At 60.3% G+C, this 11,741-nt stretch carries 9 protein-coding genes and 6 tRNA genes; 14 read left to right on the top strand and 1 reads right to left on the bottom strand.

Annotation, left to right across the window (positions count from 1 at the left end; genetic code table 11):
• The first annotated feature begins 36 nt into the window (after positions 1–36).
• The 12 genes from recF to ACNPN0_RS16030 all read left to right on the top strand — a co-directional run bounded on the left by recF (position 37) and on the right by ACNPN0_RS16030 (position 8,487).
• Positions 37–1,200, top strand: coding sequence for a DNA replication/repair protein RecF (gene recF, locus ACNPN0_RS15975; RefSeq protein ID WP_448938241.1), 1,164 nt, complete (start codon positions 37–39; stop codon positions 1,198–1,200).
• On the top strand, positions 1,193–1,750 hold the full coding sequence (locus ACNPN0_RS15980; RefSeq protein WP_105658690.1) for a DUF721 domain-containing protein: 558 nt from the start codon (positions 1,193–1,195) through the stop codon (positions 1,748–1,750). The genes recF and ACNPN0_RS15980 overlap by 8 nt, the downstream gene beginning before the upstream one ends.
• Positions 1,751–2,093: 343 nt before the next feature.
• Positions 2,094–4,097: a DNA topoisomerase (ATP-hydrolyzing) subunit B gene (gene gyrB / locus ACNPN0_RS15985; RefSeq protein WP_219844139.1), complete on the top strand. Its 2,004-nt coding sequence runs from the start codon at positions 2,094–2,096 to the stop codon at positions 4,095–4,097.
• Positions 4,098–4,155: 58 nt separating this feature from the next.
• Entirely contained in the window at positions 4,156–6,783 is a 2,628-nt protein-coding gene (gene gyrA / locus ACNPN0_RS15990) for a DNA gyrase subunit A (RefSeq protein ID WP_105658688.1), read from the top strand.
• Complete coding sequence (locus tag ACNPN0_RS15995) at positions 6,780–7,388, top strand: DUF3566 domain-containing protein (RefSeq protein ID WP_105658687.1); 609 nt, start codon at positions 6,780–6,782, stop codon at positions 7,386–7,388. Before gyrA ends, ACNPN0_RS15995 begins: the two co-directional genes overlap by 4 nt.
• Before the next feature lie 122 nt (positions 7,389–7,510).
• Positions 7,511–7,584: transfer RNA gene (locus tag ACNPN0_RS16000), tRNA-Ile, on the top strand.
• A gap of 31 nt (positions 7,585–7,615) precedes the next feature.
• On the top strand, positions 7,616–7,735 hold the full coding sequence (locus ACNPN0_RS16005; protein WP_219844366.1) for a DLW-39 family protein: 120 nt from the start codon (positions 7,616–7,618) through the stop codon (positions 7,733–7,735).
• A 7-nt stretch (positions 7,736–7,742) separates the two neighbouring features.
• Positions 7,743–7,815, top strand: a tRNA-Ala gene (locus ACNPN0_RS16010).
• A gap of 95 nt (positions 7,816–7,910) precedes the next feature.
• Positions 7,911–7,983 (top strand) — tRNA-Ala (locus ACNPN0_RS16015).
• A 95-nt stretch (positions 7,984–8,078) separates the two neighbouring features.
• Positions 8,079–8,151 (top strand) — tRNA-Ala (locus tag ACNPN0_RS16020).
• A 95-nt stretch (positions 8,152–8,246) separates the two neighbouring features.
• Positions 8,247–8,319 (top strand) — tRNA-Ala (locus tag ACNPN0_RS16025).
• A gap of 95 nt (positions 8,320–8,414) precedes the next feature.
• Positions 8,415–8,487: transfer RNA gene (locus tag ACNPN0_RS16030), tRNA-Ala, on the top strand.
• Positions 8,488–8,554: 67 nt separating this feature from the next.
• On the opposite strand, the gene ACNPN0_RS16035 is transcribed toward ACNPN0_RS16030, so the two are convergent.
• Positions 8,555–9,697, bottom strand: a complete 1,143-nt coding sequence (locus tag ACNPN0_RS16035; RefSeq protein WP_400341851.1) for a glycosyltransferase family 4 protein — start codon at positions 9,695–9,697, stop codon at positions 8,555–8,557.
• 109 nt (positions 9,698–9,806) lie between these two features.
• Here ACNPN0_RS16035 and ACNPN0_RS16040 point away from each other — a divergent pair, with 109 nt between their 5' ends.
• Together ACNPN0_RS16040 and ACNPN0_RS16045 are read left to right on the top strand one after the other, a co-directional pair.
• Positions 9,807–10,778, top strand: a complete 972-nt coding sequence (locus tag ACNPN0_RS16040) for a bile acid:sodium symporter family protein (protein WP_448938126.1) — start codon at positions 9,807–9,809, stop codon at positions 10,776–10,778.
• A 129-nt stretch (positions 10,779–10,907) separates the two neighbouring features.
• On the top strand, positions 10,908–11,741 hold an 834-nt coding region (locus tag ACNPN0_RS16045; RefSeq protein ID WP_448938951.1), incomplete at its 3' end, for a DMT family transporter.

Raw genomic sequence — 11,741 nt, forward strand, 5'->3', positions numbered from 1 at the left:
AAACCCACCCACCACCTTCTTTCTGTCAGGACCTCGGTGTATATCTCGCAGCTTTCACTCACGGGCTTCCGCTCGTATGCGCAGGCCGACGTGCACCTGGCCCCTGGGATCAACGTTCTGATCGGCCCCAACGGCGTCGGCAAAACCAATATCGTTGAGTCCGTTGGCTATTTGGCCAATCTCTCTTCGCATCGCGTGAGCAATGACGCCCCTTTGCTGCATTTCGGTTCTGAGCGCGCGCTGATCCGCGGCACCGTGCATCGCGGCCCGCAAACCACGGTGATCGAGGTCGAAATCACCAGTGGCAAGATCAATCGTGCCCGCATCAACCGGGCCAACCCGGTTCGCGCTCGGGAGATCCTGGGCATGGTGCGCACCGTGCTCTTCGCCCCGGAGGACATGGCGCTGATCAAGGGCGACCCGTCCAACCGCCGCAAGTTCTTGGACGAGCTCCTGGTAGCCCTGCGCCCGGTAGAAGCCGGCACCAAGAACGACTACGACCGCATCGTGAAGCAACGCAATGCCCTGCTCAAATCCATCCGCGGCAAGTCCAAGCTGAGCACCGCGCAGGAAAACACCCTCAAGGCCTGGGATCTGCAGTTGGCCTTGACGGGCGCTCGATTGATCCGCGGACGCCTTGACGTCCTGGCCTTGATTCGCCCGTACATGCAGGCCGCCTATGCGGATTTGGCCGATGGCGCGAAGGAAGCGCGCGCCGTCTACCGGTCCTCGCTCGAGGGCGAACTCGATGAAAACAGCCTTCCGGCAGAGGACCTTGAATCCTTGGACCAAGAAGAAATCCAGGAACTGCTGCTGAACGCCATTGAAGTTAATCGCAGTCGGGAAGTCGACCGCGGAATTTCGCTCTTTGGACCGCACCGGGACGATCTGACCCTGATCCTGGGACCGACCCCTGCCAAGGGCTATGCCTCGCACGGGGAAACCTGGTCCTTTGCCCTGGCCCTGCGCCTTGCCGCCTACCGTGTTTTCGGCGATGACGATCCGCGCCCAGGTTCCGGACCCATCCTGATCCTTGATGATGTCTTTGCCGAACTGGACACCACCCGTCGTGATCGTTTGGCGCATATCGTTGCCGGAGCCGAGCAGGTTCTGGTGACCGCCGCCGTTGTCGAAGATGTTCCAGAAGCACTGAAGGGACATTTCTTCCAGGTCTCCCCTGGCCAGGTTGTCGATGCATGAGCCATCAGAACGGGATGAACACCGCTTCGATCCAGAGATCGATGCGGCCAAAGCACTGCTCAACCGCATGCGGAAGCTCGCCGAAGAACGTGGCGAGAAGCGCATAGATGCGGCGCGCATGGACAAAGTGCGCAAGCGAAAAGCCGCCCGCCGCGGATTCGCCGCTGAAAAGCCGGAATCCGCCGAGGGGGCGATCCGCGATCCGCGCGCCATCGGCGAAGTAGTCTCCCGCTTGTCCAAGTCCCGCGGCTGGAACACCCAGGTCGCGGTCGGATCGGTACTCGGCCGCTGGCCCGACATCATTGGCGTGGAGAACGCGAAGCACTGCAAGCCGGAATCCTTTGAAGACACGGTGGTGGTGATGCGCTGCGATACAACAGCGAGAGCTGCGCAAATGCGCCTGCTCAGCCACGATATTCTGAAGAAATTCGATGCCGAGTTGGGTCCCGGGATCGTCACCGTGATCAAGGTGCTCGGGCCTAATGCTCCCTCCTGGCGCCATGGCATGCGTTCGGTGGCCGGCCGGGGTCCACGCGACACCTACGGGTAGAAATTGCTGGCACGGCATATGGCGCACTCACGGACCCGGAGGGTGGATCCCCCCACACTTGATCGCCCCAACTGCCTCAGAACGTCAATTAGCAGCTTTTGGTGGGCGATTTAGGCCTCAAAGTCACCGTTTATTTTGGTCTACGCGGTAGAATTAGAGGTAGTGAAATGACTCCGCTGCGGGCTTGCCCGGCGGCGGTGTCCCTCCAGACCATGATTGCCTGACGCGCTGAATCCATCGCAGCGGGCAATCGCGCGCCAAATCCGAGGAGTTCGTAGCACCCGTGTCTACCGAAAATGCTTCACCGCAGGAACCGGCTGAAAGCCAAGCCCCCGCGGAATCGATGACTTCCAAAGTCGAACACACTTACGGCGCCCAGGATATTACCGTCCTCGAAGGACTCGAAGCGGTACGCAAACGCCCGGGCATGTACATCGGTTCCACCGGCCCTCGAGGCCTGCACCACTTGGTCTACGAAGTCGTCGACAACTCCGTCGATGAGGCGCTGGCTGGCTACTGCGACACCATCAACGTCACGCTGCAGGCCGATGGCGGCGTGCGCTGTGAAGATAACGGCCGCGGCATCCCAGTAGACATCCACCCAACCGAGGGCAAGCCAACCGTAGAGGTTGTCATGACCATCCTGCACGCAGGCGGCAAGTTCGGCGGCGGCGGCTACGCGGTCTCCGGCGGCCTGCACGGTGTGGGCATCTCCGTGGTGAACGCCCTGTCCGAGAAGGTCGACACCATCGTGCGCCGCCAGGGCCATGCGTGGCGCATCGGCTTCGGCAACGGCGGCCACACCGTCCAGGAGCTGACCAAGGGCGAAGAAACCGAGCTGACCGGCACCAGCCAGACCTTCTACCCGGATCCGGAAATCTTCGAGACCACCGAATTCGATTTCGAGACGCTTCGCGCCCGTTTCCAGCAGATGGCCTTCCTGAACAAGGGCCTGCGCATCACCCTCACCGATGAGCGAGTGCAGGACAACGAAGAGCCCGAGGCCGAGGTCGAGGAGGAAATCGAGAACCAGGTAGTCAAGCCGCGCACGGTGGACTACCTGTACAAGGACGGCCTGCTGGACTACGTCAAGCACCTGAACGCCGCCAAGAAGATCGAACTGGTCCACGACGAGGTCATCGCCTTCGAATCCGAAGATGCTGCCCGCGGCATCAGCCTGGAAATCGCGATGCAGTGGACCAGCGCCTACGCCGAATCCGTGCACACCTACGCGAACACCATCAACACCCATGAAGGCGGCACCCACGAAGAGGGCTTCCGCGCGGCCCTGACCGGCCTGCTCAACCGCTACGCACGCGATAACAAGATCCTGCGCGAAAAGGACGACAACCTCACCGGCGAGGACGCCCGCGAAGGGTTGACCGCCGTGATTTCGGTCAAGCTCTCCGAGCCCCAGTTCGAGGGCCAGACCAAGACCAAGCTGGGCAACTCGATGGCCCGAGGCTTCGTCCAGGGCGTGGTCAACGAGGAACTGGGCGACTGGTTCGAGCGCAACCCGAACGTGGCCCGCGACATCATCCGCAAGGCCCAACTGGCTTCGCAGGCCCGCATGGCCGCCCGCAAGGCCCGCGACAACGCCCGCCGCAAGTCGCCGATGGAATCCTTCGGCATGCCGGGCAAGCTCTCGGACTGCTCCTCGAAGAACCCTGCCGAGTGCGAAGTGTTCATCGTGGAGGGCGACTCCGCAGGCGGCTCCGCCAAGCGCGGACGCGACCCGCACACCCAGGCCATCCTGCCGCTGCGCGGCAAGATCCTGAACGTGGAACGTGCCCGCCTGGACCGCGCGCTGGGCAATGCCGAAGTGCAGGCGATGATCACCGCCTTCGGCACCGGCATCGGCGAAGAGTTCGACATGGCCAAGCTGCGCTACCACAAGATCGTGCTGATGGCCGATGCCGACGTGGACGGCCAGCACATCACCACGCTGCTGCTGACCTTGATCTTCCGCTTCATGCGCCCGCTGATCGAGCACGGCTACGTCTACCTGGCAGCCCCGCCGCTGTACCGCATCAAGTGGTCCAATGCGCCGCATGACTACGTGTTCACCGACAAGGAACGCGACCAGGAGCTGCTTGCCGGCCAGGCCGCCAACAAGCGCCTGCCCAAGGACAACGGCATCCAGCGCTACAAGGGCCTGGGCGAGATGGACTACTCGGAACTGTGGGACACCACCATGGATCCGGAGCACCGTACGCTGCGCCAGGTCACCATGGATGACGCGGCCGCCGCGGACGAGGTGTTCTCCGTGCTGATGGGCGAGGACGTCGAGTCCCGCCGTAACTTCATCCAGCAGAACGCCAAGGACGTGCGCTTCCTGGATATCTAGCCGGCCGCCGCCACCACAGATATCCACCGAAGACTTTTTTGACTTGTAAGGGAAGAAATTGAGCGACGAGCAAACCCCTGAGAACGCACCAATGGACGGCGAGATCATCGAGCCGGTCCCAGAAGGCGGTCGCATCGACCAGATCGACCTGCAGACCGAAATGCAGCGTTCGTACCTCGACTACGCCATGGCCGTTATTGTCGGCCGCGCGCTGCCGGATGTGCGCGATGGCCTGAAGCCGGTGCACCGCCGCGTGCTGTACGCAATGTACGACGGCGGCTACCGCCCTGAGCGCTCGTACAACAAGTGCGCCCGCGTGGTCGGCGAAGTCATGGGCCAGTACCACCCGCACGGCGACACCGCGATCTACGATGCGCTGGTCCGCCTGATCCAGGACTGGGTCATGCGCTACCCGCTGGCCCTGGGCCAGGGCAACTTCGGCTCCCCGGGCAACGACGGCGCCGCCGCCCAGCGTTACACCGAAACCAAGATGGCCCCGCTGGCCATGGAAATGGTCCGCGACATCAACGAGAACACCGTTGATTTCCAGGACAACTACGACGGCAAGAACCAGGAACCAACGGTTCTTCCGGCGCGTTTCCCCAACCTTTTGGTCAACGGCTCCTCCGGCATCGCCGTGGGCATGGCCACCAACATCCCGCCGCACAACCTGCGCGAAGTCGCCGAGGGCGTGCAGTGGTACTTGAAGAACCCGGAAGTTTCGCGCGAGGAGCTGCTCGCCGAGCTGATGCTGCGCGTGAAGGGCCCGGACTTCCCATCCGGCGCCATGATCCTGGGCACCAAGGGCATCGCCGATGCCTACCGCACCGGCCGCGGCTCGATCACCATGCGCGCAGTGGTCAACGTGGAGGAAATCCAGGGACGCACCTGCCTGGTGGTCACCGAACTGCCGTACATGGCCAACCCGGATAACCTCGCGGTGAAGATCGCCGAACTGGTCCGCGACGGCAAGATCGCCGGCATCGCCGACATGCGCGACGAGACCTCGGGCCGCACCGGCCAGCGCCTGGTCATCGTGCTCAAGCGCGATGCCGTGGCCAAGGTAGTGCTGAACAACCTGTACAAGCACACCGAGCTGCAGTCCAACTTCTCGGCCAACATGCTCGCGATCGTCGACGGGGTGCCGCGCACCCTGCCGCTGGATGGATTCATCCGCCACTGGGTCACCCACCAGATCGAAGTGATCGTCCGCCGTACTGAATACCGCCTGAAGAAGGCCGAGGAAGAAGCCCACATCCTGCGCGGCCTGCTCAAGGCCCTGGATGCCCTGGACGAGGTCATCGCCCTGATTCGCCGCTCGGCTACCACCGAGGCGGCGCGCGACGGGCTGATGGAGCTGCTGGACATCGACGAGGCGCAGTCCCGCGCCATCCTCGACATGCAGCTGCGCCGCCTGGCCGCCCTCGAGCGCCAGAAGATCCAGGATCGCCATGCCGAGCTCGAGCGCATGATCGCCGAATTCCAGGCGATCATCGCCGATCCGGCACGCCAGCGCCAGATCGTCTCCGAAGAACTGCAGGAAATCGTCGACAAGCACGGGGACGAGCGCCGTACCAAGGTGCTGATGGGCTACGACGGCGACATGAGCGTCGAAGACCTGATTCCCGAAGAGGAAATGGTCGTCACCATCACCCGCGGCGGCTACGTCAAGCGCACCCGCATCGACAACTACCGTTCGCAGGCACGTGGCGGCAAGGGCATCAAGGGCGCGAACCTGCGCGGGGACGACGTGGTGGAGCACTTCTTCGTCACCTCGACCCACAACTGGCTGCTGTTCTTCACCAACCACGGCCGGGTTTACCGCACCAAGTGCTACGAGCTGGCCGAGGCCGGCCGCGATGCCAAGGGCCAGCACGTAGCCAACGTGATGGCCTTCCAGCCGGACGAGCACATTGCCCAGGTGCTGGACCTGCGCACCTACCAGGATGCGGCCTACCTGATGCTGGCTACCCGCAACGGCTTGGTCAAGAAGACCCGCCTGGAGGATTACGACACCAACCGCACCGCCGGCGTGATCGCGATCAACCTGCGCGAGGACGATGAACTGGTCTCCGCGCAGCTGGTCAGCGAATCCGATGACGTGATGCTCGTCTCACGCAAGGGCCAGTCGGTCCGCTTCACCGCCACCGATACCGCGCTGCGCCCCATGGGCCGTGCAACCTCGGGCGTGACCGGTATGAAGTTCCGCGAAGACGATGAACTGCTGGCTGCCGATGTGGTCCGCGAAGGCTCCTATGTCTTCACCGTGACCAACGAGGGCTACGCCAAGCGCACCACCGTCGAGGAATACCGTGTGCAATCCCGCGGTGGTTTGGGCATTAAGGTGGCCAAGCTCAACGAGGAACGCGGTGAGCTGGTTGGCGCGCTGATCGTCGACGAGACCGATGAGGTCTTGGTGGTGATGGGCTCGGGCAAGGTGGTCCGCTCGGCCGTTTCGCAGGTTCCTTCCAAGGGCCGCGACACGATGGGCGTCATCTTCGCCAAGCCGGACAAGAAGGACCGGATCCTTGCGGTTGCCAAGAACTCTGAGACTGAGCTCGAAGAGAACTTGGAGGAAGATGCCGTAACGTTGGACGCAGAAAACACGATCGATGAGTCATCGGCTGTGCCAGAAAACGAATCCGGCGCGGAAAATGATGACAACACTAACGGAGGTAACGCATGAGCACGCCCTCGACGCCACGCCCCAGCGGCGGTGCCCCGAAGAGCGCAGCGCCGCGACCTACCCAGGTAAAGCGTCCAGCTCCGACCGGTACTGGCGCCCGTCCGGCTAGCGCCGGCGCACGACCAGCAGCAGGCCAGGCACGTCCAGCGGGCCAGCGCCCGACAGGAGCGCCGCAGCGCCCAACCAGCCAGCAGCGTCCGGCCAATGGCCAGGATCGCCTGGTTCGTCCAGCGCCCAAGGCGAAGGTCCGCAAGGCCCGCCTGCTGGTTTCCAAGGTGGAGCCCTTCTCGGTTCTGAAGCTGGCCTTCCTGCTCTCGGTAGCTTTCGGTGTGATCACCGTGGTTGCCGCCGTGGGCATCTGGGCTGTCTTGGATCTGACCGGAACCTTTGATGCGTTCAACCAGCTGATGCGCGAGGCCATTGGCGCCGACGGCAACTTCGACCTGCGCGACACCATGTCGCTGGGCCAGGTGGCTTCCTACGCGACGATCATCGCAGTGGTGAACGTAGTGGTAATTTCCGTGGTCTCCATGCTTGGCGCGGTGCTGTACAACATTGCTGCTTCACTGGTCGGCGGAGCCGGAGTGACCCTCACCGACGACTAGGAACACCCCAAGTCGAGCCCGGGATTCATGCTGTGATGCATGACACCCGGGCTCGATTTGTATCTTTGGGAGAACACCGGTAAAGTTTTATTTCGTTCCGAAGGGAACAAAAACAAAAGCAAGGGCGTATAGCTCAGGCGGTTAGAGCGCTTCGCTGATAACGAAGAGGTCCCAAGTTCAAGTCTTGGTACGCCCACGGAAACCTTGCTGGAGAGAAAGAGGGAGTAATGAAAAAGTTCCTGGTTCTCGCATCGATCGCGGCTGCTGCAGTAGTCTTGGTCAAGAAAGCGAAGGCTTCGTCGGAAACGAAGGAAACCTGGCATCAGGTAGCCGATAAAGTTTCCTAAAGCTTTTGGGGCCTTAGCTCAGTTGGTAGAGCGTCTGCTTTGCAAGCAGAATGTCAGGAGTTCGATTCTCCTAGGCTCCACAAAAGAAAGTGGCGGAAAGTGAAAACTTTCCGCTAATTCTTTTTGATTGATCCGGTTGGATTGGTCTTGGAGTGGAAACTTCAAAATTGAATACGGGGCCTTAGCTCAGTTGGTAGAGCGTCTGCTTTGCAAGCAGAATGTCAGGAGTTCGATTCTCCTAGGCTCCACAAAAGAAAGTGGCGGAAAGTGAAAACTTTCCGCTAATTCTTTTTGATTGATCCGGTTGGATTGGTCTTGGAGTGGAAACTTCAAAATTGAATACGGGGCCTTAGCTCAGTTGGTAGAGCGTCTGCTTTGCAAGCAGAATGTCAGGAGTTCGATTCTCCTAGGCTCCACAAAAGAAAGTGGCGGAAAGTGAAAACTTTCCGCTAATTCTTTTTGATTGATCCGGTTGGATTGGTCTTGGAGTGGAAACTTCAAAATTGAATACGGGGCCTTAGCTCAGTTGGTAGAGCGTCTGCTTTGCAAGCAGAATGTCAGGAGTTCGATTCTCCTAGGCTCCACAAAAGAAAGTGGCGGAAAGTGAAAACTTTCCGCTAATTCTTTTTGATTGATCCGGTTGGATTGGTCTTGGAGTGGAAACTTCAAAATTGAATACGGGGCCTTAGCTCAGTTGGTAGAGCGTCTGCTTTGCAAGCAGAATGTCAGGAGTTCGATTCTCCTAGGCTCCACATTTGCCAAAAGGCGGAAAGTGAAAACTTTCCGCCTTTTGCGTATCCAGAAGAAAATTCTATTTCGCTAGTGCGGGATCCGGGCCATCCGGACATGCTCATAGTGTCCAATAAGCTGCTCGCCAATGCTGTGCCAGGACCGATCCTGGACACTGCTAAGCGCAGCGCTGGCAAAAGCCAGCCGTTTCGCATCGTCATAGGCCAAGTCGCTGACCCGACTGCGCAGCTCACTAAGGTTTCCTGGCTGATAGAGCCAGCCCGTGCGCGAGGAATCCACCAGATCCAGCGGTCCCCCACGGCCTACGGCCACGACAGGCACACCACAGGCCATGGCTTCCTGAATGGTCTGGCAAAAGGTCTCTGAGGCGCCAGGATGCACAAAGATGTCCATCGAAGCCATGACCTCGGCCAAGCGTTCCCCGGAAAGGAAACCGGTGAAGTGGGCGTTGGGCAAAAGGCTGCGCAGTTCGTCCTCGAGTGGGCCGGAACCGACGATCACCAGCCGAGTATTCTCAAGACTCGCCAGGGCCTGCAGGTCCGCGACCTGCTTCTCTGCTGCCAGCCGGCCGACGTAGCCAATGACTACCTCGTCATTCGGGGCAACCGCCTGCCTGAACTGCTCGCTTCGCCGTCTTGGCGTGAACTGCGCTGTATCTACTCCCCTGCCTGAAATGGCAAGCCGCGGAACGCCCAGAGATTCGAGCTGGTGGTAGGAAAACGTGCTTGGAACCAGAGTGAGGTCCGCACCCGTGTGGATCGCTCTGACGTGCTCCCAGAGCCTCTGCGTCAGCCACGGCATTTTGTAGCGTGCCGCGTAGCTGGGAACCTCGGTCTGATACAGCGCCACGGTGGGCAATTCGAGTTCCTGTGCAGCGCGCAGAGCCTGCCATCCAAGGATGAACGGGCTAGCCAGATGAACTACGTCGACGCGCTCTCGAGCCAGCATCTTGCGCAGGCGCGCCACACTGGTGGTAGCGACCCGAACCTCGGGATAGCTTGCCAAAGGCATCGACGGAACTGTGAGGATCTTGAAGCCCTGATAGAGCTTTGGCACGCCATGGCCCGACAGCTCCCCTGCCAGCGAGCCTGCAGGGGTAATGACCACGGCCTCCTGGCCAGTCTGCCTGAGGTGATCCAGCGTCTTGAGGATTGAGTTGGTGACCCCATTGAAATGGGGAAGGAACGATTCAGCGACGATTGCTACCTTCACATCTTCAGCATGCTTTTCGTCAATTACACGCAAGTGAATATGACAAGGGTAGTGGATTAACTTCAGCTGTCTCGTTGTGGCCGCAACTCTTTAGTGGCAAAATACCTAGGTGCCCTATGAACAGTCCAGCCCTTCCGCCGTGGCGGCAAATGCCAATAAGAACGAAAAAGACTCCCGCATCGCGGTGTTGCTATTCCCTGTGCTGATTTTGCTGGGCGGACTGTGCGGAATGCTCGTTCCCCAAGCGTTCGTGGGGTTTTCCGGATGGATAAATCCCCTGCTGATGGTGATCATGTTCTGCATGGGGCTGACGCTGACCTTGCCAGACTTCGCCCTGGTGTTCAAGAACCCGTTGCCGGTGCTCGGCGGTGTCGCAGCGCAGTTCATCGTGATGCCATCCATGGGCTGGCTGGTCGCCACGCTGCTGCAGCTTGAACCTGCCTTGGCCGCCGGCCTGATCCTGGTTGGCTGCGCACCAGGTGGCACGGCATCGAATGTGGTTTCCTACCTGGCTCGAGGCAATGTCGCCTTGTCCGTTGCCATGACGTCCGTGTCGACCTTGCTCGCACCGCTGCTGACCCCGGCGCTGGCCTTGTGGCTGGCTGGCCAGTACATGCCGGTCGATGCTGGATCCATGGCCGTCAGCGTCATCAAGATCGTACTGATCCCTGTGGTCCTAGGCATCGTCCTGCGCATGCTGTTCAACCGGTTCGTGGCGAAGATCGGTGGTGTGCTGCCATGGCTGTCGGTGCTAGCCATCACCTTCGTGGTGACGGTCATCGTCGCGGGCAGTGCACAGACGATTTTGACTGCTGGCCTGCTGGTCCTGGTTGCGGTCATTTTGCATAATGCCCTGGGCCTGGCTTTGGGGTATGCCATGGGTGTCCTGTTGCGCGTTCCCGAAGCTTCCCGGCGCACAATTGCCATCGAAGTCGGCATGCAGAATTCAGGCCTCGCCGGTGGGCTAGCGAAGCAATACTTCTCGCCTGAAGCCGCTCTGCCAGGTGCCGTATTCTCTGTTTGGCATAACTTGTCCGGCGCATTGATCGCAGCTTATTGGCGGAGAAAAGACGCTAAATAGCTCGAGAGTGCGGGCACGGATAAAAGTATTCCATCATAAGAATATCTTGATCTGTCCAAGTATTCGCCGGATCCGGCACGTTCCGAGTTCGAATGAAGCCCATGCGCTGGGAAACTGTAATCTTGGTTGGTGACCATCTTGCTTGCCTTGGTCGGAATTCTCGGGATTTCGGCATCCGGCCCCATTATTGCCGCCTTCCCTGGTGTCCCGGTTCTCTCCATGGCCTTTTGGCGCAATGGAGCTGCGGCGGCCGCGCTCAGCGCACCGGCACTGCGAAAGAACTCCAAAGCTTATCTGCAGATGACCGGGCGAGAATGGTTCTTCACCGGGGTAGCAGGTGTAGCTCTCGCACTGCATTTCGTGTGCTTCATGTATTCGATGCGACTAACCAGCGTGGCTGCTGGAACGGCACTGGTGTGCATCCAAGGTGTCTGGATCGCGATTTACCAGGTTCTTCGCGGAACCAAATATCGAACGCAGGTTTTCCTTGGCATGGGCATTGCGCTGCTTGGTGCAATCATCATCACGGGATTCGACATGGGGCTGGGACGTGATGCCATCATTGGCGACCTCTTGGCACTAGCCGGTGGCGTCTTGGCCGCTGTGTACACGCTGGCCGGATCCGTGGCTCGCAGGACCTTGGGAACTTCAACGTATGCCTCGAGCTGCTATGCCATTACCGCCGCAGTGCTGCTAATCCTGTGTTTCCTGACTGGAACGCCGATTTGGGGTTTCGACGCCCGAGGATGGATGGCGATCATTCTGCTGACGCTTTGCGCGCAGATCTTTGGCCATACCGCCATGAATCATTTGCTCAGCGTGCTCGGTCCGCTCACGGTCTCGACGCTGATTCTGCTCGAGATTCCTGGCGCGGCAATCCTGGCGGCAATGTTCTTGGGGCAGGTAGTTCCTATCGCTACCTATGCCGGGTTGGCCGTGATACTTGTTGGGCGTGCCCTCGTG

The sequence above is a fragment of the Glutamicibacter sp. AGC84 genome, assembly GCF_053543575.1.

Excerpts from the sequence above, each read along its gene's own strand:
- ACNPN0_RS15980 (WP_105658690.1), top strand. The coding sequence starts at position 1,193 with ATGCATGAGCCATCAGAACGGGATGAACACCGCTTCGATCCAGAGATC.
- gyrB (WP_219844139.1), top strand. The coding sequence starts at position 2,094 with ATGACTTCCAAAGTCGAACACACTTACGGCGCCCAGGATATTACCGTC.
- ACNPN0_RS16005 (WP_219844366.1), top strand. The coding sequence starts at position 7,616 with ATGAAAAAGTTCCTGGTTCTCGCATCGATCGCGGCTGCTGCAGTAGTC.
- ACNPN0_RS15995 (WP_105658687.1), top strand. The coding sequence starts at position 6,780 with ATGAGCACGCCCTCGACGCCACGCCCCAGCGGCGGTGCCCCGAAGAGC.